Annotated in this window: 17 protein-coding genes; 12 read left to right on the forward strand and 5 right to left on the reverse strand. The window is 56.7% G+C overall.

What is annotated here, in order from left to right; all coding sequences use genetic code 11:
* Positions 1–226: 226 nt before the first annotated feature.
* From RBB63_RS11960 to lpdA, 3 genes are all read right to left on the reverse strand, one after another.
* On the reverse strand, positions 227–463 hold the full coding sequence (locus tag RBB63_RS11960; protein ID WP_309384487.1) for a ferredoxin: 237 nt from the start codon (positions 461–463) through the stop codon (positions 227–229).
* A 75-nt stretch (positions 464–538) separates the two neighbouring features.
* Positions 539–1,168, reverse strand: coding sequence for a histidine phosphatase family protein (locus RBB63_RS11965; RefSeq protein WP_309384489.1), 630 nt, complete (start codon positions 1,166–1,168; stop codon positions 539–541).
* A 75-nt stretch (positions 1,169–1,243) separates the two neighbouring features.
* Entirely contained in the window at positions 1,244–2,641 is a 1,398-nt protein-coding gene (gene lpdA, locus RBB63_RS11970; protein ID WP_309384491.1) for a dihydrolipoyl dehydrogenase, read from the reverse strand.
* Positions 2,642–2,831: 190 nt separating this feature from the next.
* Here lpdA and RBB63_RS11975 point away from each other — a divergent pair, with 190 nt between their 5' ends.
* The 6 genes from RBB63_RS11975 (at position 2,832) to RBB63_RS12000 (ending at position 7,910) form a co-directional block, all read left to right on the forward strand.
* A complete protein-coding gene (locus tag RBB63_RS11975) occupies positions 2,832–3,863 on the forward strand; it encodes a DUF481 domain-containing protein (RefSeq protein WP_309384493.1) in 1,032 nt (343 codons plus the stop codon).
* A 92-nt stretch (positions 3,864–3,955) separates the two neighbouring features.
* Positions 3,956–4,687, forward strand: a complete 732-nt coding sequence (gene rph, locus RBB63_RS11980) for a ribonuclease PH (RefSeq protein ID WP_309384495.1) — start codon at positions 3,956–3,958, stop codon at positions 4,685–4,687.
* Positions 4,688–4,860: 173 nt separating this feature from the next.
* A complete protein-coding gene (gene sucC, locus RBB63_RS11985; protein ID WP_309384497.1) occupies positions 4,861–6,048 on the forward strand; it encodes an ADP-forming succinate--CoA ligase subunit beta in 1,188 nt (395 codons plus the stop codon).
* A gap of 36 nt (positions 6,049–6,084) precedes the next feature.
* The gene (sucD, locus tag RBB63_RS11990) at positions 6,085–6,963 is read left to right on the forward strand and encodes a succinate--CoA ligase subunit alpha (RefSeq protein WP_309384499.1); all 879 of its coding nucleotides are present in this window, start codon (positions 6,085–6,087) and stop codon (positions 6,961–6,963) included.
* Positions 6,964–7,195: 232 nt separating this feature from the next.
* On the forward strand, positions 7,196–7,405 hold the full coding sequence (locus tag RBB63_RS11995; protein WP_309384501.1) for a ribbon-helix-helix domain-containing protein: 210 nt from the start codon (positions 7,196–7,198) through the stop codon (positions 7,403–7,405).
* A gap of 112 nt (positions 7,406–7,517) precedes the next feature.
* A complete protein-coding gene (locus tag RBB63_RS12000) occupies positions 7,518–7,910 on the forward strand; it encodes a lycopene cyclase domain-containing protein (RefSeq protein ID WP_309384503.1) in 393 nt (130 codons plus the stop codon).
* Between the two features lie 166 nt (positions 7,911–8,076).
* Here the strand turns inward: RBB63_RS12000 and uvrB are convergent, their stop codons facing one another.
* Entirely contained in the window at positions 8,077–10,119 is a 2,043-nt protein-coding gene (gene uvrB / locus RBB63_RS12005) for an excinuclease ABC subunit UvrB (protein WP_309384505.1), read from the reverse strand.
* Positions 10,120–10,989: 870 nt separating this feature from the next.
* On the opposite strand from uvrB, the gene RBB63_RS12010 reads away from it, so the two are divergent.
* The 5 genes from RBB63_RS12010 to smc all read left to right on the forward strand — a co-directional run bounded on the left by RBB63_RS12010 (position 10,990) and on the right by smc (position 18,681).
* A complete protein-coding gene (locus RBB63_RS12010) occupies positions 10,990–12,234 on the forward strand; it encodes a beta-ketoacyl-[acyl-carrier-protein] synthase family protein (protein WP_309384507.1) in 1,245 nt (414 codons plus the stop codon).
* A gap of 30 nt (positions 12,235–12,264) precedes the next feature.
* Entirely contained in the window at positions 12,265–12,525 is a 261-nt protein-coding gene (locus RBB63_RS12015; protein ID WP_309384509.1) for an acyl carrier protein, read from the forward strand.
* Between the two features lie 50 nt (positions 12,526–12,575).
* A complete protein-coding gene (locus tag RBB63_RS12020) occupies positions 12,576–14,057 on the forward strand; it encodes a phytoene desaturase family protein (RefSeq protein ID WP_309384511.1) in 1,482 nt (493 codons plus the stop codon).
* A gap of 66 nt (positions 14,058–14,123) precedes the next feature.
* Complete coding sequence (locus RBB63_RS12025) at positions 14,124–14,762, forward strand: hypothetical protein (protein WP_309384513.1); 639 nt, start codon at positions 14,124–14,126, stop codon at positions 14,760–14,762.
* A 172-nt stretch (positions 14,763–14,934) separates the two neighbouring features.
* Positions 14,935–18,681, forward strand: coding sequence for a chromosome segregation protein SMC (gene smc / locus RBB63_RS12030; RefSeq protein WP_309384514.1), 3,747 nt, complete (start codon positions 14,935–14,937; stop codon positions 18,679–18,681).
* A 162-nt stretch (positions 18,682–18,843) separates the two neighbouring features.
* Here smc and RBB63_RS12035 read toward each other — a convergent pair whose 3' ends face one another.
* On the reverse strand, positions 18,844–19,479 hold the full coding sequence (locus tag RBB63_RS12035) for a response regulator transcription factor (RefSeq protein WP_309384516.1): 636 nt from the start codon (positions 19,477–19,479) through the stop codon (positions 18,844–18,846).
* Between the two features lie 137 nt (positions 19,480–19,616).
* Between RBB63_RS12035 and RBB63_RS12040 the strand changes: the two genes are divergently transcribed.
* Positions 19,617–22,313, forward strand: a complete 2,697-nt coding sequence (locus tag RBB63_RS12040) for a TonB-dependent receptor domain-containing protein (protein WP_309384518.1) — start codon at positions 19,617–19,619, stop codon at positions 22,311–22,313.
* Positions 22,314–22,436: the final 123 nt, after the last annotated feature.

Below are 22,436 nucleotides of genomic sequence, written 5' to 3' on the forward strand. Positions count from 1 at the left end.
TAGCAGTGGAACACGACTCTTTCTGTCTTTGCGAACGCGACGAATATTAGTTCGTTCGTACTTAGCAGCTTTCACTGACTATACCCTATTTATGCGACGCGATCGAGCAAACCCAAAAGCATACATCCCATACAATAACGCTTTACCTGAACAAAAGACTTCAGAGCACAAAAAAGCGCCGGAAAGACTCCGGCGCAGTTTGGGAAAAGTGATCAGGCAGAGCGACTTAGTCGTCGCCGTCGTCGCCAATGGCCTCAACCGGGCAGCCTTCGAGGGCTTCCATGCACAGGTCGATGTCGTCCTGCGACTCAGGCTGCTTGATGACGTAGGAATAGCCGCCATCGTCGCTGCGCGCAAAATAGTCAGGCGCGGTTTCACGGCAAAGATCGCAATCGATGCACTGCTCGTCCACATAAAACTTACCGGCAAGATTCTCCGGCCACTTGTCATTGATATCAGCCATAAACGAGTATTAATGAGCGCGACAACCCGCGCCTGTCAAGCGGGCAGTTGTAAAATACGCAGTCAGCGCTGGAGCCTACAAATCGTCAATCGCGCCAATTTGAGCCAAGTGGGAAATGTCGCCCCAGGTGTGCAGCAGCCAGCGCCCGCCCTCGTAGGAAAACTCGTTGAAGGCGGCGTTGACGAATTTGTAGCAGCGCGTGTGCTCGCATGGAATGCCGATTGCGTGACGCAGGAACATGCCGAGGATTCCGCCATGAGTGACGATGCAGACCGTCTCACCGCCGCAACGTTCGGCAATGGCGTCAAAGGCGTTGCCGGCGCGGTGAAAGACGTCACGCAGGCTTTCACCTTGCGGGATAATGTAGTCCACTCCACCGTGGAGGTAGCCATCCTCTTCGCGGGGAAATTTCTCCGCCGCCTCAGCTCGCGTGTAGCCCGCCAGGATGCCGAAGTCGCGCTCGCGCAGGCCCTTATCCTGCTCCCACGGCGTTCCCTCATGATGGCTGGCAATCGCACGGCAAGTATCGACAGCGCGCCCCAGGTCACTGGACACAATGCGGTCGAACTGGACGCCCTTCAGCCGCTCACCGATAGCCTGCGCCTGACGGCGCCCCTTCTCGGTCAACGGCGAATCAAGCTGCCCCTGATAGCGATGCTGAATGTTCCACTCAGTCTCGCCGTGGCGGATGACGATTAGGCGCATGGTCTTTGGAGATAAATGTGAGCAAATTAAAGTGAGCAGCTGGCTCTTTAATTTTTAATTTGCTCACTGCTCACTCTAAATATGAATCGCCTCGTTGTGGGTGGCGGCGGCGGCCTCCATGAGCGCTTCCGAGAGTGTCGGGTGCGCGTGGATCGTGCCGTGAATTTCCTCCCAAGTCGCTTCGAGTTCCATGCCCAATGCGTATTCGGCAATGAGCTCGGTCGCTTCGGCGCCAGTGATGTGCGCGCCGAGCAGCTCGCCTTCGGGCTCGGAAACGATCAGCTTGACGAAGCCGTCGGACTCCATTGCGGCAACCGCCTTGCCCGATGCGGTGAACGGGAATTTGCCGACCTTGTATTTCAATTCCTGCGCCTTCACGTCGCGCTCGGTCAGGCCGATGCTCGCCACCTGCGGCTGGCAGTAAGTGCAGCCCGGGAAGCGCGTGTAAGGACGCGGCTCGCCGTGGCCAAACATGCCATTGACGGCTTGCACCGCTTCGTAGGTTGCGACGTGGGCGAGCCAAGGCGGTCCGATGATGTCGCCTGCGGCGTAGATGCCCTTCACGCTGGTGCGGTAATGCTCGTCGACCTTGATGTAGTTCTTGAACATTTCCAGCTTCACGCGGTTGGAAAGGAGCTTGTCGGTGTTGGCTTGAACGCCGATGGCGACGAGCAGCGACTCGGCTTCGAGCTTGTCGGTCTTGTCGCCCTTGACAGCGTTGAGCGAGACCTTGCCCTTCTTGACTTCGATGTCTTCGGCCTTCGTGCCGGTCAGGATTTTGAGGCCCTGCTTGCTCAGGGACTTCTCCACAAACTTTGAGACATCGTCGTCTTCGACCGGCAGCACGCGGTCCATCATTTCAACGACAGTCACCTCGCAACCAAAGGCGTTGAGGAAATAGGCGAACTCCATGCCGATGGCGCCAGCGCCGAGGACGATGCAGCTCTTCGGCAGATCGCGGCGGTCGAGAATTTCACGGGCGGTCATCACTTGCTTGCCGTCCTTTTCGAGGCCGGGCAACATGCGGGCGCGGCACCCCGTGGCGATGAGGATGTTTTTCGCGGACAGGAACTCGCCCTTGCGGTCGCCGGAGATCAGCTCGACCATGCCGGGCACATTGATCTGCGCCTGGCCGACGATGTAGTCCACCTTGTTCTTCTTAAAGAGGAACTCGATGCCCTTGGCCATCTTGTCGGCGACGCCGCGGGAGCGCTCTACGACCTTGGGGAAGTCGACATCGATCTTGCCGACCTTGAAGCCGAAGTCGTCCGCATGCAGCATTTTCTGGTAGAGCTCAGCGCTCTTGAGCAATGCCTTGGAAGGAATGCAGCCCCAGTTAAGGCAGGTGCCGCCGGCGCGCTCCATTTCAACACAGGCAACTTTCTTGCCGAGTTGTCCGGCGCGAATAGCGCCTGCATAACCGGCTGGTCCGCCGCCAATTACCACTAAATCGTAGCTGCTTGTATCTGCCATAAGATGTGTTCTCCAATAGAAGGATCGGTCAAAAAGTCTCGCATTAATGCCCTTCCGGGCGGCTTCGTCAACCCTACGACGTCAAGAAGCACAAATATTCGGTCAACCATGCGGGATTGGCGGCGGCGAGAGGCGGATATGGCAAAAAGGCCTTGAAATACTCGCTGAGGCGCCCACTTTGGCTATTCGTATGCTACGGTATTCGACAATCCTGACCTCACTCGCTATTTGTTCACTCGCTTCGGCCGACACCCTCGTCCTCAATAACGGCGACCGCATTACGGGCAGCCTGATCAGCCAGGGCGACGGCGTCATCACTTTCCGCTCTGACCTCCTTGGCGAGCTATCCGTCCCGGACACCAACGCCACCGTTGAGTTGCCTGAAGCCGCGCCGCCCTCCACTGCGGAAGCAGCAGCCGCCGTCAATGCGACAACGGCCAGCACCAAGGCTCCCAAAAAGAAAGAGGAGCCCATGTCTGAGAAAAAGCAGGAAGAGGTCAACATGGTCACCCAGTCCATTCTGGATGCGCAAAGCTGGATGGACGAAAACGTCATTCCGGAAGGTTGGTCCGGTAAGCTTTCCTTCGGCTTCAGCTACCTCGAATCCAACACGGACACCACGGCGATCAACTTCGACCTGAACGGTAAAAAAGACGCTGCGCCCCACCACTACGCATACGATATTTACTATCAATACAGCCGCCAGACGCAGACCAATGGAGGCGTCAACAAGAACCAGGACCAATACGGCGCCGAGTTTGAATATGACTACGACATCAGCGAATTGATGTTCCTCAACACCAGCTTGAGCTACCTGCGCAATCAGGTGAAAGACATCCGTCACCAGGCTGATCTCGACATCGGTCTTGGCTTCCACGTCATCAACAACGAAGACATGACGCTGGACATCATCCCGGCCTACACCTTGCAGTATAAGGACGCTGAAGGCGTATCGCAAAAGTGGTATAACCTCGCCACGCTCAAGGAATCCTACGTCTACCACTTCAGCGAAATCGTCCGCTTCGAGCAGACCGCCTACGGCAGCATCGAGCCCGGCGACACCAACAATTACCAATACGGCTTCACCGCAGCGCTCATCAGCAAGCTCGCTGATTGGGTGGAAGCCAGTCTCGCCTACGAGCTGACCTACGACAACACCGTTGGCACCGGCGGCGTGAAGAAGGAACAGCAAATCATCGCTGGCATCGGCATTCCTTACTAAGGAGTTAAAGGTTAAGGTATAAAAGGTTAAAGTCTTGAAGGACCTGTCGACGGGCCCTTTAAACTTACACCTTAAAACTTTAACCTTTTTCTATGTCCGAAAACCTCCGCCTGGATGGCCGCACCTGCGACCAGCTCCGCCCAATTTCCTTCGAACCCGGCATCGCGCCACACGCAACCGGCTCCGCCCTCGTCAGCTTTGGCAATACGCGCGTCATCTGCGCCGCCACCATCGAAAAACGCGTCCCCGGCTGGATGAACGCCCAAGGGGTCAGCGGAGGCTGGATCACCGCCGAGTACTCCATGCTTCCCTACTCCACGCTCGATCGCAAACCACGCGACAGCTCCAAGGGCAAAGTTGACGGACGCACCGTCGAAATCCAACGCCTCATTGGCCGCTCCATGCGCGCCGTAGTCGACCTGCAAAAGCTGCCCGGCATGACGCTGTGGATCGACTGTGATGTCCTCCAAGCCGACGGCGGCACGCGCACGGCGTCCATCACCGGTGCCTGTGTTGCGGCCAAGCTCGCCATCAAGCGGCTCATGGCCGACGGCGTCCTGGCCGAAGACCCGATGGAGAAATCCGTCGCCGCCGTCAGCGTTGGGATTTGGCAGGACCTGGAGGTGCTCGACTTGCCCTATGTGGAGGACCGCGACGCCGACGTCGACTTCAACGTAGTCATGACCAGCGCCGGTGAGTTCGTCGAAGTCCAAGGCACTGGCGAGGAAGCGACTTTTACCCAGGAGCAACTCGACGCTCTGCTGGCATTGGCCAAAAAAGGCATCGCTGAAATCAGCCAAATGCAATCGCAGGCAATTGCCTAAATGCTAAATATTCATTTTTTGAACAGCCTGGCGCCAGAAGTCCTCAATCTCCTCTAAAAGGCATTAATAGAGGCATTAAGAGGAAAAAATAAGGCGGTAATTCGCAAATTAAACGTTGCCAAGGACCGGCTGAACGAAACACTCTGCCAACCCAGCCCGATTTCCTGAAACCCATGAATATCCACGAATACCAAGCCAAGGAATTGTTCACCGAATTTGGCATCGCAGTGCCGGCCGGCAAGGCCGCTCAAAGCGAATCCGAATTTGAAGCCGCGCTCAGCGCAATTGAAGGCGACACCGTTGTGGTGAAGTCTCAAATTCACGCCGGCGGTCGCGGCAAGGGAACGTTTACGGACGGTTTCAAAGGCGGCGTCAAAGTGCTGCCCCGCAGCGAAGCAATCGAGGTCGCCAAGAAGATGCTTGGCAACACGCTGGTCACGCACCAGACCGGCCCGGAAGGCCGCGAGGTAAAGACCGTTTATTTCACTGAAGCCAGCGACATCCAGAAAGAATACTACCTGGCCATCCTGCTAGACCGCGCCACGAGCAAGCCCGTCATCATCGCCTCGACCGAAGGCGGCGTGGACATCGAAACCGTCGCCGAAGAAACGCCGGAAAAGATCATCCGCGTCATCATCGACCCGGCGACCGGCATCATGCCTTTCCACAAGCGCAAGATCGCGTTTGGCCTTGGCCTCACTGAGAAGGCGCAGCTCAAGCAGCTCGATAAGTTCCTCACCGGTCTTTACGACATGTTCTGGGACAAGGACTGCTCGATGGTGGAAATCAACCCGCTCATCACGACGCCCGCTGGCGACATCCTCGCGCTCGACGCCAAGGTAAACTTCGACAGCAACGCCCTCTTCCGTCACCCGGAAATCGTCGCCCTCCGCGACCTCGGCGAAGAAGACCCGAAGGAAGTTAAAGCTTCCGACACTGGCTTGAGCTACATTGCGCTCGACGGCAACATCGCTTGCCTCGTTAACGGCGCAGGTCTGGCCATGGCGACCATGGACATCATCAAGCACTTCGGCGGCAACCCGGCCAACTTCCTCGACGTCGGCGGCGGCGCCAATGCCGACCAAGTCACCGAAGCCTTCAAGATCATCCTCAGCGATCCGAACGTGAAGGGCATCCTCGTCAATATCTTCGGGGGGATCATGAGCTGCAAGACGATCGCTGACGGCATCATCGAAGCCGCCAAGAACGTCGACATCACCGTGCCGCTCGTCGTGCGCCTCGAAGGCAACTCCGTCGCCGAAGGCAAGCAAGCCCTCACCGACAGCGGACTGGCCCTCACGTCGGCTGACTCGCTTTCCGACGCCGCTCAGAAAATCGTCAAGCTCGTCGCTGACGCTTAATTAACTCAATTTCAAACCCACAAACTTTTTAAGATCATGAGTGTCCTCGTTGGCAAAAACACCCGCGTCGTCGGACAAGGCATCACTGGTAAGGCAGGCACCAAGCACGCCCTCAACAACATCGCCTACGGCACCAACTACGTTGCCGCAGTCACGCCGGGCAAAGGCGGCTCCACTTGGGAAGACAAGCTGCCGATCTTCAATTCCGTTCACGACGCCGTCGAAAAAGAAGGCGCGAACACATCCGTTATTTTCGTGCCGCCGCCCTTCGCGGCTGATGGCATCCTCGAGGCGATTGACGCCGGCATCGAGCTGATCATCTGCATCACCGAAGGCATTCCCGTGCGCGACATGACCGCCGTTAAAGACGCGCTCATCAAGGCTGGTGGCAAGACCCGTCTGATTGGCCCTAACTGCCCGGGCATCATGACTCCGGGCGAATGCAACATCGGCATCATGCCCGGCTACATCGCCAAGCCTGGCAAGGTCGGCGTAGTTAGCCGCTCCGGCACGCTCACCTACGAAGCAATGTATCAGTTGACGGTTCGCGGTCATGGCCAAAGCACTTGCATCGGCATTGGCGGCGACCCGATCAATGGCACCAGCCACATCGACGCAGTGAAGCTCTTCAATGAAGACCCGGCAACCGAAGCCATCATCCTGATTGGCGAAATCGGCGGCAGCGCCGAAGAAGAAGCCGCAGCCTACATCAAGGAGCATGTCAAGAAGCCGGTTGCCGCGTTCATCGCAGGCACCACCGCGCCTCCAGGACGCCGCATGGGTCACGCCGGCGCTATCGTCTCTGGTTCCAGCGGCAGTGCAGAAACGAAGATCGCTGCGCTCAAAGACGCGGGCATCGCCGTTGCGCCAACGCCATCTGAGATCGGCGATACGCTACTTTCCATCTACAGCTAGCCCGTAGCCCTACGTGCTTGCTTATAAGGTTTCATGCGAGCTTGCATGAAACCTTTTCGTAATTATTGTTAAAGAAAGACACAATAGTTCCGTTTAATTAATATCGGTTAATTTAATGATACAGCTTCTCAATCATTATTAGGTGGCAGATGCAAAAATATCCTGCATAATGTGTTGCATTAGCTTCATCATATTACTACCGATAAAGGATTCTTGATAAGCAAGGAAGATTATGGCTAAAAAACAAACTCATGGGCGCGCGCCCGGAAAAACTCAGATTTCAATCAGCCTCCCTGAGGACCTGGTTGGAAAAATTGATCGTCTTGCGGCCACTGAAAACCGCAATCGGTCCAACTTCATCGCTACGCACCTCGAGTCGCTAGCCGGTGAACTTGAGGCTTCGGAGCCTCCAAAGAAATTCAAAAAGAAAGCAACTAAGTAACTGGTTGCTTTCACAACGTTCACCCCAAAATCTAAATCCCGCCCGCAACGGCGGGATTTAGTTATGCCAGCAAATCTTGCCATGTCCGGGCAGGCGCGTCTCAATGACCGGCGTGAATATCTACGCTGACTGGTTGCCCAACCATGCCTACTACGCCTTTCATTTGCTGGCGTGGCTGGGCGGCGTCATCGTGCTCCAATGGCTGGGCTTTTCCAAGCTGCTTTGGCGGCATCGACGCGCGATATTCATGCCCGCGCTCATCCTCGGCGGCTACCTGATCCTCACGGACATCGTCGCCGTGCATTTCGAGGTCTGGCACTTCGACGAAGACTACATCCTGGCTGGCGCAGTGAAATCCGCTGCCGCGCAATTCCTGCTCATGCCCTTCGGCGTGCCCATTGAAGAATGGCTTTTCTTCTTCCTGACCGCGCTCCTTGTCGCGCAGAGCTTCATCCTATTTTTGCCGGAGTCCCTGCGCACCGGAAACAAAGCCAAGACTAAGTAGCATCAGCCTTAGCTCGCTATCCATAACAAATCGGCCGCTCAAGGTTGGAGTCCCGCCTTCAGGCGGCCATGTCAGTAATGTGAGGCAGCCTGGCCGCCTGAAGGCGGAACTCCAACCCACATCAATTTAATAAATCGAACTTCGCTAAGCGCAAGCCATGCATGGCTTACCGCCCCCACTTCATGTTTTTGCCCTTCTTGGCGCGCTTGCGGCGACGCGTGGCGCGCGGCTCATCTTGACCCGTCTTACTGGTGGCGGCGCCATTTTTTAAAGCATCAATCTGATCGCGCAAAACAGCCGCACGTTCGAACTCCAGGTTGCTCGCGGCTTCGAGCATCTCTGCTTCCAACTCCGCCAGAACTGCAGCGACATCTTCGTCGCCGCCCGACGCTTTGAAGTCCACCGGATTTTCCGCCGCCTCCTGTTGATGCAGGCTCGCTTGCACCGCGCGTCGCACGCTGCGCGGCGTGATGCCGTGCGCTTCATTGTGCTCGATCTGGCGCGCGCGGCGATCCTTGGTCACTTCAATCGTCCGCTTGAGCGAATCCGTCATGACATCCGCATAAAGGATCACACGCCCCTTCTCGTGTCGCGCGGCGCGACCGGCGGTCTGGACCAGGCTCGTGTGGCTACGCAAAAAGCCTTCCTTGTCAGCGTCCAAAATCGCCACCAGCGCAACCTCCGGCAAATCCAGGCCCTCGCGCAGCAAGTTAACGCCCACCAATACATCGAACTCGCCACGCCGCAAATTGCGCAAAATCTCCACGCGCTCAATGGCGTCAATGTCGCTGTGCAAATACTCCACGCGCACATTGGCTTCGCGCAAATAGCTGGTCAGGTCTTCGCTCATGCGCTTGGTCAACGTCGTGACGAGCACGCGCTCTTCGGCGTCAATGGCGTTCTTGATTTCGCCAATCAGGTCCTCGACTTGGCCTTTGATTGGCCGCACCTCCATCTCCGGATCGAGCAAACCCGTTGGCCGCACGACCTGATGCGCGATCACCGTGGACTTCTCCAACTCCAGGTTCGCCGGAGTTGCGGAAACGAAGAGGCACTGCCCCGCTACATCCCAGAATTCATCGGGCTTGAGCGGCCGGTTGTCCAACGCCGAAGGCAGGCGAAAGCCAAAGTCAACCAGCCGCGATTTGCGCGAACGGTCCCCATGATACATCGCGCCAATTTGCGGCACCGTCACATGACTTTCATCAATAATCAACAAAAAATCTTTCGGGAAGAAATCGATCAAGCACCAGGGCCGCTCGCCCTCGACACGGCCCGATAGGTGGCGCGAGTAATTTTCAATGCCATTGCAAAAGCCCATTTCCTGCAGCAGCTCCAAGTCGTAATCCGTGCGCATGCGGATGCGTTGCGCTTCGATCAACCGACGGTCCTGCTCAAACTTCGCGACTTGTTCATCTGCCTCGGCGCGTATCGCCTCCACCGCCGTTTCGAGCTTGCGGCGCGGCGTGATGTATTGGTTCGCCGGATACAACTGAAAGTGCTGCATGCGTTCGCCCATTTCGCCGGTCAGCGGGTCCAAGCCCGTAATGGCCTCGATCTCGTCGCCCCAGAACTCAATGCGAATCGCGCTCTCCATGTAGGCCGGAAATACATCCACCACTTCGCCGCGCACGCGGAACTTGCCCCGCGTCAACTGCACATCGTTGCGCTCGTATAAATTCTCCACCAAGCGCTCCAGCAACTTGTCGCGACCGTATTCCTCACCCACGCGGAGCGGGATCATCATTTCGCGAAAATCTTCCGGCGAACCCAGGCCGTAAATGCAGCTCACACTCGCCACCACGAGCACATCCCGACGGCTGATCAACGAACTGGTTGCGGCGATGCGCAGGCGCTCGATCTCGTCATTGATGCTGGAGTCTTTTTCGATGTAGGTGTCCGTCGACGGCACGTAAGCCTCCGGCTGGTAGTAGTCGTAATAGCTCACGAAATACTCGACGGCGTTGTCTGGAAAAAAGCTCTTAAACTCCGAGTAAAGCTGCGCCGCCAAGGTCTTGTTGTGCGAAATGACCAACGTCGGTCGCTGGAGCTCTTGCACAATATTCGCCATGGTGAATGTCTTCCCCGACCCCGTCACGCCCAGCAAAGTCTGGAACTGATTCCCCGCGCGCAGCGAACGCGTCAGCGCGTTGATCGCCGTCGGTTGGTCGCCCTGCGGGCCGTACTCGGACTGGAGTTTGAAATCCACCCTGCGACGCTACACCGCGGCGCCCCGATTGCAACCCACAGGATCAGGAAAGCTGCTTCATTGATAAAGCAACTCAGCTCCGCCCGTTGTGCTGGGTTGGAGTCCTCCCTTCAGGCGGCCAGGCCAGCAAGGAGAGGCAGCATGGCCGCCTGAAGGCGGGACTCCAACCGTGAGCAGATGCAAGCGCCACCGACAGACTCAAAAAAATGAAAAAAAATTTCTGTAAAGCGTCAAAATCAGCCCATCGTGGACCCAATTTACTATTAGTCAGAGCCACTCACTAATACTGAGAGCCAGTGAAAGCTGCTCAGTGGCTTTGACTAATAGTAAAATCAGCACGCCGCTCAAAAAAAGTGGCCAACTGAGCCAATCAAGCCAACTGAACCAACTGAGCCAACCGAGCCATTTACGGTCTTCGCGCCTTCAGATATAATGCCTGCATGAATCCGAAAAGCACCACCCCCCCACACTCCCAACGCAGTTTAGTAACGACAAATCGCGCGAATGGCCGCGAATCCAACCAACGTCGCTTTGTACGACAGCCATCACGGTTCTCCGCCAATGGAATTCCGCCTGGGCGCCACCCCCTCCCCCCGCCTGTCGAAGTATCCGCGGCCATCCGCAGTATCCGTAGTTTCAAAACCTCGCGCCCCAACCTGCCTCATCAACCTGATTCGCGTTCATTCGCGCAATTCGTAGTTGAAAACAGTCCTGCCCCCCTCCCCCCTCTGCCTCACGAATCCCATCCTGGTACATGCGAAAAATTCACGCCCCCTCCCCCAATTCGAGACTCGAAACTCATCACTGAACCCATTTTTTTCTTTCCGCCGCCCCCCATAGCGGTAAGCCTTGGTGGCTTTTCTGAAAATCATGGAACGCGACCCCGCACAGCGCATCGTCATCACCGGACTCGGCCTTACCTCGCCGAACGGGAACACCCTGCCCGAATACCGCGCCAATCTGTTGGCCGGCAAAGCGCGCGTTCAGCGCATCCCCATGCGCTACATGGGCGAAGTCAACGCGGGCGTGTGCGACTACGACCCCATGAAATACCAGAAGCGCAAGGAAGTCCGCAATGGCACCCGCGCTGGCTCGATCGCCATTTATTGCTCCCGCGAAGCAGTCACAAACTCTGGTTTGGACTGGGACAGCGTCGACAAGGCCCGCGTGGGCGTCTACATCGGCACGACCGAGCATGGCAACGTCGAGACCGAGAACGAAGTCTACAACATTTCCCAGTTCGAGTACGACACCAAGTATTGGACGCACCACCACAACCCCCGCACCGTGGCCAACAACCCGGCGGGCGAGGTGACCATGAACATGGGCATCCATGGGCCGCATTACACCATCGGCGCAGCCTGCGCGGCGGGCAACGCGGGCCTGATCCAGGGCGCGCAGATGCTCCTCCTCGGCGAAGTCGACTACGCGCTCGCGGGCGGCGTCAGCGAGTCCATCCACACTTTTGGCATCTTTGCCGGCTTCAAGAGCCAGGGCGCCCTCGGCGACCACGAAGATCCGAATATGGCCTCCCGCCCCTTCGACCAGAGCCGCAACGGCATCGTCGTCTCCGAAGGCGGCGCGGTTTACGTGCTCGAACGCCTGAGCGACGCCCAAGCCCGCGGCGCGAACATCATTTGCGAAATCGTCGGCTGGCACATCAACTCCGACGCGACCGACGCCGTGCTCCCCAACCCGGAACGCCAGGCTCAGTGCATGCGCGCCGCGATCAAGCGCGCCGGCATGACCCCACAGGACATCGATATCGTCAGCACTCACGCCACCGCCACCCCCCTGGGCGACATCCAGGAAATCAAGGCCGTGCGCGAAGTTTTCGCCAATTGCCCGACGACTTACATCAACAACACCAAGAGCTTCATCGGGCACGCCATGGGCGCCGCCGGAGCCTTGGAACTAGCGGGCAATCTTCCCAGTTTCACCGACAACCAGGTCCACCCAACCATCAATGTGACCGACCTCGACCCCGAGTGCGCCGTGGAGAACTTGGTCATCAACGAACCAAAATCTGTTGAAAGGGTTGACACCATCCTGAACAACTCTTTCGGTATGCTCGGAATTAATTCTGCATTGATTGTAAAGCGGTTCGTTGACTGAACCGCTTCCATATATTAGTTTATCCATCCAATGACCAAAGACGACGTAAAGCAGATAGTGCTGGACATCATCGCCGAGATCGCTCCCGACGAGGATCTTGGTGACATCAAGCCCGAGGTGCGCCTCCGCGACCAGCTCGATCTGGACTCCATGGATTTCCTCGATATCGTGATGGAGCTGCGCAAGCAGCATGGCATCGAAGTGCCGGAAGACGATTATCCCGAGCTCGCATCGCTCGACAGCTGCGCAAACTACTTGCTGCCAAAATTTGAGGCCAAAGCCAGCGCTTAACCGCGCAGCTTACCCTCCCCCCCCCCCCCGCCCCTGCGGGAACCCCGTTCATGAAAGGTGAGCTTAGCGGCGCGCACTTTGACTGCTTGGTCATCGGCGCGGGAATGTCTGGCCTCGCGGCGGCAATTCGCCTCGCGATGTTCGATAAGCGTGTGCTCATTGTTGAGCGGCACAACGCCGCTGGCGGGCTGAACAGCTTTTACAGCATTGCGGGGCGCAAGTACGACGTGGGCCTTCACGCCATGACGAACTACGCCCCCCCCGGGGCCAAGCGCCTGCCGCTCGTTAAGATCCTCCGCCAACTTCGCCTCGACCGCGACCAGCTCGACCTGGCCGAGCAAAACGGCAGCAAAATCGTCATCCCCGGCTACACGCTCAACTTCAGCAACGACTTTGCCCTGCTCGAAGCCGAGGTCGCCCAGGTTTTCCCAGAGCAAATCGATGGATTCCGCCGCCTTGTCGAGCACGTTAAGTCGTTCAACGAGACCGCCTTGGACATTCAGGAAGAGTCCGCCGTCGCCGTTCTGCGGGAGCATTTAGCGGACGAATCGCTCATTAACATGCTGATGATCCCGGTGTGCTACTACGGCAGTGCGCGGGAGAACGACCTCGATTTCTCGCAGTTCGTCATCTTGTTCAAAGCGCTCTTCATGGAGGGCTTCGCCCGGCCATTCGACGGCGTGCGCGTCATCATCCGCGCCCTGCTGACCAAATACCGCGAGCTCGGCGGCGAGCGCAAAATGAAGTGCGGCGTCCGCGAAATCATTGCCGAAAATGGACACGCCTCCCGGGTCGTCCTCGATGACGGCTCCGAGATCACCGCCGACAAAATCATTTCCTCCATCGGCTACGCCGAAACCCTGCGCCTGTGTAGCGATCAACCCGGCGACGCCGGACGTGACAACACCGGCGCCCTGTCCTTTGTCGAGACCATCACCGTCCTGAAAAAGGAGCCCGCCTCCATTGGCTGGAAGGACACCATCGTCTTCTTCAACGACAGCGAGCACTTCGATTATCGCCGCCCCAAGGACTTGGTTGACGCTCGCAGTGGCGTCATCTGCTTCCCCAACAACTACCGGTATTCCGATGGTCGCAAGCTGGAGGAAGGCTTTCTCCGCGTCACCGCCCTGGCCAACTACGACCGCTGGGCCGCCCTCAGCGATGAGGAATATCTGGAAGCCAAAGACCAGTGGTACGAGACGCTCCAGCGCCGCGCACTCGACTTCCTGCCGATGCCTCGCGTCCGCGACAAGGAGCACACCACCCCCCCCATGGTCGCCCACAAGGCGCAAGCCCGCCTAGTCCTGGAGCAATACACCGAGTCGAAGGACATGTTTACACCGCTGACGATCACGAAGTTCACTGGCCACCTCAGCGGGGCGGTCTACGGCGCGCCGAACAAGGTCAAAACCGGTCGCACCCACTTGGACAACGTCTTCCTCTGCGGCACCGACCAAGGTTTCCTCGGCATCACCGGCTCCATGCTCAGCGGCATTTCGATGGCGAATTTGCACGTGCTCGGGGCGGGGTAGGAAACATTCCATACCAACTGGTCAAATGACATTGTCATTGCGTCTACTCGAACTTACTTTGGTCAGATGCACTCTCTCTCCCGCCTGTCCAAAATCGTGCTCTTGCTCCTATCCATACACGGTTGTGTTTTGGGGCAATTATTTGCCGACTCACTCACGCTGACAGATCAGCAGGGACGAGAAATTACGGCGGAAATTCTCGACTACAATGGCGAAAAAATAACCATCCGCCGGGAGGATGGAGCAGAATTTCAACTCCCCCTTGCAAGCCTATCGGCAGAAAGCAAAAAAGCCGTCAATACATGGCTTGAAAAGAGTGGATTGCCCATATTCACCCCGCAGGATATTGTCCGTTATCCCTTCGAAATCTCAGTCAGAGAGACCTCGAAAAAATACAACGACACCAGCGCCAGCATCCGCATTAAATCGGCGCGCGGCACGAAACCGACGTTTGAGCAAGGCGGCGAGTATTTGATTATCGGCGAATTTTACTGCCCTGATTACGATGAAGAATTTCTCTTTTTCGGCGTCGAAAATGGCAACGATGCCGATTCCAACGGCTACTCCCGCTTTCATCGCCCCAAGGAAAAAGAAACAAAATTTAAGGCGGGTCTCCGCATAAAAGGTCCGGGCAAAGCGCTATTGGGCGTTTTTTCTGACCAGAAACCCAAATGGCGCACTGTGCTGTATCTGGAAGCCAGATAAAGAAATCTTCAATATTTACGCCCAACTTATTCCCCGGTCGTTGTTAATAAATAAACGTTGCCGCTCGGGGCGTGCAGTCTAATTTTGGCAGGCTTTACACACGACCTAAGCCGCACTACGACAACTTTTCGAACCGTTCGAACCAACCAACTTTTCGAACTTTCCCACGCCCATGTTTCTCAAGGAAATCGTCATCAATGGATTCAAGAGCTTTGCAGACCGGACTGTCGTCCGGCTAGATCCAGGCGTGACGTGTATCGTGGGCCCCAATGGATGCGGTAAGAGCAACATCGTCGACGCTTGCCGCTGGGTGCTCGGGGAACAAAGCGCCAAGGCCCTCCGTGGCTCAAAGATGCACGACGTCATTTTCCAGGGCACGGACAAGCGCAAGCCCCTGCAATCCTGCGAAGTTTCCCTGACCTTCAGCGACTGCGAGGCCGAGCTGGGCACCAATTTCAACGAGGTCGAAATCACCCGCAAGGTCGACCGCGAAGGTGGCTCGGATTACTTCCTCAACGGCAAGCGCTGCCGCCTGAAGGACATTCATAACTTGTTCATGGACACCGGTGTAGGCCGCGCGTCCTACTCGTTTATGATGCAGGGCCAGATCGACCAGATCCTGTCGTCCAACCCGCAGGAGCGCCGCACGATTTTCGAAGAAGCCGCCGGCATCACCAAGTACAAGGCCGACCGCAAGGAGTGCCTCAACAAGCTGGCCCTAGTCGACCAGAATTTGGCCCGCGTCACCGACGTCATCGACGAAGTCAGCCGCAAGATCGCCAGCCTCAAGCGTCAGGCGTCCAAGGCCCTGCGCTACCAGCGCTTCAAGCACCGCCTGACCCACCTCGACCTCTCCTACAACGCCTACCACTACGCCAAGCGCGGCGCCATCATCAGCGACCTCTCCGAGCGGGCCAACGGCCTTCGCGGCATCGTCGAGCAGGCCGAGGAAAAGCTGAAAATGGAGGAGCAATCTCTGGAGCGCCGCCGCAGCGAACGCAAGGAGATGACCACCACCCTCCAGGAGGCGCAACAGACCGTGTTTGACCTCCGCAGCGAAAAGGAAAACGCCGAGTCCCAGGCCGAGTTTGCCACGATCCGTGAGCGCGACGTCGCTGAGCGCATCGAGAACCTCAAAGAGGAAGTCACCGGCCTCGAACGCCAGATCGAAGAGCTCTCCACCAAGGCGCAAACCGCCGCCAAGAGTAAGGCCGAAGCTCAGGCGCTGGTGGACTCATCCGACGAAATTTTCCGCGGCAAAAACGAGGAATTCGAACGCATCCTGATGGAGCTCAACGGGCACGAGCGCACCCTCGGCCAAGCCAAACAACAGCTGCTCGTCCGCGAAGGCGCGATCACCCGTCTGCGCCAGCAAACGACTACGCTCGAAGTCGACCTGAAGAGTTTCCAGGTGAAGCACGCCGGCCTCGGTGACACACTGCACGAGCTGAAGGACCAGAAGGAAGTCCTCGAACACCGCGCCGAGGAAGTCACCGCCGCCCAAGCCCGCCGCGAGCAAGAAGCCGCCGAAGCAGCGGAGGCCGTCGAAGCTGCCCGCGCCGAGACTCAACGCCTGCGCGAGGAGTTTCGCAACCTGCAAAAAGACATTTCCGACTGCGACCGCGAAGTCGCCCGCGGCCAAGCCCAGCTCTCCACTTTGGAGGCCCTGCAACAACGCTTCGAAGGCTTCTCAGCTGGCGCGAAGGCGATCCTGCAAGGTCAGCTTGGCGAACTCGCGCCGAAGGATAAGTTCCGCCCGCTGTCGGCCGTCGTTGAAGCCGATGACGCCTACACGACCGCGCTTGAAACGCTGCTTTCCAGCTCCGCCGAGTCGATTTATTTAGACAACTACGACCTCGCCCTGCCCATCCTCCGCAAGCTCGAAGACGAGCGCGTGGGGCGCGCGGTGTTGCAGGTGGGCATCCGCACGGACATCTACGAAAACGAGTCGCTGCCCAGCTGGATCATCCCCGCCGAGAAGGTCATCAAGCCGAAGAAGCAGGAGTTCAAGGACCTCGTGCACGACTTTTTCCAGGGCTGTTTCTTTGTCGATACGCTCGACGACTTCCTGGAATACTGGAAGGGCAACCCAGGCTTTAACTTCCTGTTTGTCGCCACTAAAAACAACGAGCTCGTGGACCACCGCGGTCTCGTTTATGGCGGCTACAACAAGAAGGGCAAGGACGACAGCTTCCTCAAACGCGAGCAGAACATCCGCAAGTTCAAGGCCCAGATCGAGATCGACAACGAGCGCCTCACGCAGCTCAACGAGCGCGCCTTGCAGTTGAATGCCGACATGGAAACGGCGGAAATGACCGTCGAAGAAAAGCGCGGTCGCCAGAACGAAATTGCCAGCGAACTCTCCAGCCTCAAAGCCGACGCACGCTCCGTGCAAAGCACATTGCAGGAGGTTTCGCAAAACGTCACCCGCCAGGAGCGCCAGCTCGCCGAGCTGGAGGAAAGCCGCCTCACTGCGGAGGATCGTCTCAACAAGGCCCGTGAGGAAATGGCTGGCGCTGAGCAGGCGATTGAGGAAGGCAAAGCCGAGATTTCCGCCGCTGAAGAATCCATCAAGCGCCTCATGAACGAGCGCGACGCGCACAAGGATGGCCTGGCCGAAGTCCGCCTCGACCTCGCCGAAAAGAAGCAGCGCCTCGAACTTTACGAGCAGGGTTTGCGCGACGCAGAAACGCAGCGTAACGAAATCAATACCCGCATCCTCCGCCGCCGTCAGGAAATCGACAACCTGACCGAGCAGCTGGCCTCGCTCAAGGCCGACATCATGGAGAACCGAGAGCGCGCGGCCGAGCTGGAGAAAACGCTCGAATCCACGTCGACGAATTTAGCTGGTTTACGTCAGAAGTCCGGCGAGCTCGAGCGTCAGATCGCCGAGTTGGAAAGCCACCTTGGCCAGGCCCGCTCGACTCAGCGCGAGCAGGAAACCCAGCTCAACCAATACGACGTCAAACTCGCCGAAGAGCGTTCGCAGTCCAGTTTCTTGTCCGACAAGATCATGGCCGAGTATGAGCGTGAAATCGACGACATCGATTGGAAACAAGAGCTCTGGAAGGCCGACGAACAATTTGAAACCAAGGTCAAACTCGACGAACTAGATGAAGACGACGACGGCGAGCTGCGCCCACAGGTAAAAAACGACCGCGGCGAACCGACCGAAGAGGACCTCGCCAACATGGACGACACCGACTGGCCTGAGATCGACAAGGAGATTAAATACCTCCGCAGCCGTATCAACAGTCTCGGCGCCGTCAACCTAGTGGCCATCGAAGAATACGCAGACGAGCGCGAGCGCTACGACTTCCTCAAGACGCAAAGCGACGACCTCTGGGGCTCCAAGGAAGAGCTACTCAAGGCGATTGACGAGATCAACGAGACCTCGCAAAAGCTCTTCCAGGACACCTTCGAGCAGATCCGCAAGAACTTCATTTTCACGTTCACCAAGCTCTTCAACGGCGGCCAGGCCGACCTCGCCCTCGTGGAAGCCGAAGACGTGCTGGACTCCGGCATCGAGATCACCGCGCGCCCTCCAGGCACCAAGCTGCGCAGCCTATCGCTGCTCTCTGGTGGTCAGCGCACGATGACCGCCGTGGGCCTGTTGTTCGCCATCTACATGGTCAAACCCAGCCCATTCGCCGTGCTCGACGAGCTCGACGCGCCGCTGGACGACGTGAACATCGGCCGCTTCACCGACATGGTGCAGGAGTTCGTGAAGTATTCGCAGTTCCTCATCGTTACGCACAACAAGCGCACGGTTTCCACGGCCAATGCGATTTATGGCGTCACGATGCAAGAGCGCGGCGTGACAAAACTCGTCTCCATGCGCTTCAACAAAAAGGGCGATGACCTCGTCTCCGAAGACGACACGCCAATCGAATTGGAAGCAGCGGGTGTAGTCGGTTAAAGACTCCTGCCGGTGGCGCTCATTGCGCCTTGCTGGACGCACAAAATCACAGCGGCCAGTATGTACAATTTAAAGGAAAGTGCTCTTAAGCAGGAAGAATAATCAACCAAACTTCGCTGAGAGCACACTCAAGCAAAACTCATGGGAGCATGACTGACGGCGTTATGTCGTCGTTTCGATATCCCAGAAGCCCTGAGAGATGCCATAACGCATCAATTCCGTAGTCGCGTGCAATTCCAGCTTTTTCATGATATTGCGCCGATGCCAGCGAACGGTTTTATCACTCAAGTTGACAATTTGGCCAATCGTCCCGTCATCCAGACCTTTTGACAACATTGGAAGCAATTCCAACTCTTTGTTACTAAGTATCTTATGGAAAGCTAGGGGATTTTTCCTAATTTCTTCTTTAACTTGGGCGAATGATTCGGAAAAATACGGTTCCCCGCGGGCGATTGCGTCCATTGCATCCATGACTGTATTCAATTCATCACTGAATTTATTCACGTATCCATGCACCCCAGATTTCAAGAGTCGAAAAACTGTAACACTATCCAATTTTGCGGACACCGCCAAAATTCGCAACGAAGACTGTTCTTCGATCAAAGTTTCCGCTACAGTAATTCCATCTGGCTCGGGCATTCGGATATCGAGCAATAAGATATCCGGCCGCGTAGCACGACACACATCCAAAGCTTCCTGCCCAGTGCCTGCTTCTCCTACAACGTTAAATCGCTCACTGCACATTTTCACGATTAACTGGCGGAATAAACTCTGGTCCTCGACAACAACAACATTCATATTTCCTTAAATATGGTATTCCTGCTGCAATACACAAGGAATTGCGCCCACTTTTTCTCGTTACCCTAATGGATTCCAAACTTTCCCTGCTAGCCTGTAATTTATTTGTGCGTGGACTACTGATCTTTACTAGCTGCTTGCCTCTATCTTTGCTAGCTGAAGACACCACCACCACTACCGAAACGCCAATCCAGGAACTGGAGCCCGTCTACATGACCGGTTCTTTGTTCGTGCCTCATGAAAACTTTTTCCAAGAGCCCATCACGCTGATCACAGCGGAGCAAATGGAGCTGATGGGCGTTCAACGCCCGATTGAGGCGCTCACGCTCCAGCCCATTATTTATGGGGCAATGAACACCTCCAACGACAGCAATGGCGGAACGGGCTCCTCCTCCCCCAACATTCATGGCGTCGGCACCCTGCGCACACTCAATCTCATCAATGGTCGACGCGCGGGCGGGAATAGCGCCTTTTACCTGGAGCCTGGCGGATTCGCGAACTTCAACCTGATCCCCCAGGCGGCCATTCATGGCATTGATATTCTCCCGGAAAGCGCCAGCACTACCTATGGCTCAGACGCGATTGCCGGCGCCATAAATGTCGACCTCATTCGCCGTTTTCAAGGCGTTAAACTCGATGCCCTTTATGGCGACACCACCGATGGGGGCGGCCAAACCCAACAGTACTCACTCACTGCCGGATTCGCATTGGATGAAGACACCCACCTGACAGTCCTTGGCAGTTTCTACGACCAGCAAGTAATCTGGGCGCGCGACCGCGCACTCTCCGCGACGACCGACTTCCGCTCCCGTGGTGGAACCAACCGAGGCAGCAGCACCTTCCCCGGACGCGCGGATCTCCAAGTCGGAGGCTCCAGTCAGCCCAGCATACTGGCCCCTGGCGTCCCCTTCCCCACCAGCGGCGCCAGTTATGTGGCCTACAATCACAACACCGACGCATTTAATTACAATGCTTACGCGCCAGATATACCTGCCTTGGAAATTGCCAATGGCTATGCCGCCATTGAGCATGACCTCACCGACCAAGTGACGCTCTATGGAGATGCGCTCTACGCCTTTAGCGACCAAGCCAACAGCTTGGCTCCAGCGCCGTGGGGCGCATACCGGTCCATTTTCGGCGGACCGAACTCACCACTTTTTGACGCAATCATCAACAGTCCACATACGCCAGTGCCTGCGGCAGACATCGATGGCGTATCCTACCGCAGCTTTGAACTGGGCAACCTCACGACTGATTTTAAACGCAACGCATTCCGTCTGGTGGGCGGCGCTCGTGGCTTGGTGGATAACCGCTGGGAGTGGGACACCGCCGCACTCTACACACAAACCGATATGAATATGAAGGTAGGCGGAATTGCAGACTCAAGCTTGCTTATCCCCTACATCAACAGCGGGCTTTTTAATCCCTACGCCCGGGCAACGACTGGCGTCAACAACGGCGTTGCCTTCGATAACGCCGCCGCTCTGCAAGCTGCCGCCGTGACTGCCGAAAACGATTATTACGAGAACTTGTTTTCTTATGACGCCAAAGTGTCCGGAGACATCATTGACGTGCCGGCAGGTAAGCTAACCAGTGCAATTGGCGGTGAGTTTCGCTACGAAAGCATCGACGTGAATCCAGATGACATCTGGGCCACCGGCCAGAATCTGGGAGGAGGCGGCTTTACCAGCCCATTTGATGGACAACGTGAAGTCTTCGCGATCTATAACGAAACCAATATTCCGCTAATTTCGAGCCGTCAAAAGATCTTCGGCATCCATCGTATGGATTTAAATATCGGGCTCCGGTACGAAGACTTTACCGACCATGGCGTTGACCCAGTTTCACGTGTGGAAGCAGACAATGACTACAGCAACTTTTCCTGGGACGCCGCTTTAAGCATTCAGCCAGTTGAAAGCCTTACCCTACGTGGCGCCTACAGCACAGGCTTCCGCGCTCCTACCCTGTTTGAGTCTTACGCAACCGACATTTACGACTATCCAATTCTGGTCGACCCGACGGGACAAACGCCGCCCGGCACGCCGATCCCCACTCTGGTCCGCGGCAACCCCGATCTTGAGCCCGAGACATCTCAAAGCTGGAACGCCAGCGGAATCTGGAAGCCCAAGCCCGTGCCTGGACTGACTTTGCGTGTCGATTACTACTACGTCAATGTCGACAACGCCATCGCCAACGGCGCTCAGTTTACACTCAACCAAAACACGTTTCCCGATGTGATTCGCTATAACAATGGGAGCGGACCGGTTTACCTCGTCACTTCGCAATTCTTCAATGCCTCCAGCCTGACCACGCAAGGCATGGATTACACCATCGAATACGAACGTGAGCTGACCGAAGCTGTTACAGTAGTCACCACCCTGAGCATCAACCAGGTAATCAGTTACGACGCCGTCGTTCCTGGCGTGGGTGAGCTCTCCTTTGCCGGCAACTACGTTGACAAGCGTTCCAACAATCTAAGCCCGGGAGCGATTCCCAAATGGCGCGGACTGGCCACCGTTTTTGCCTACATCTACGATGCAAGCGTCGGCGTCACCGTACAATACATTGGCCCCTACAACGACGATCCCAACTTCACCGCAGGCGGCCAACCGCGCCGAGTCGATGACTATGTCTCAGTCAACCTCGTGGCGTCCTATGATTTCAAAAACACTGGGTATCGCTATTTGGATGGAACCAGCGTAACGGTTGGTGTAGATAACATCTTTAACACCAGCCCACCCTTTGCAGCAGGCGCTTTTGCCGATGGTTATGACACGTCGTTGTATTCGATTCGCAATCGATTCGTCTACGGCGCAATCAGTAAGAAATTCTAGAGCACTTTTCATCTAGATTGGCCGAGTCAGGTGGGGTAGAGATTGTATGCAGCGCAAGGCGGCTTTGATTGAGCGGGCTGTAAGCCCGTGATTGAAATGCCAACGCCGCGAACTTCCAATCTG

The organism is Cerasicoccus frondis (assembly GCA_031296915.1).
Lineage (GTDB): Bacteria > Verrucomicrobiota > Verrucomicrobiia > Opitutales > Cerasicoccaceae > Cerasicoccus > Cerasicoccus frondis.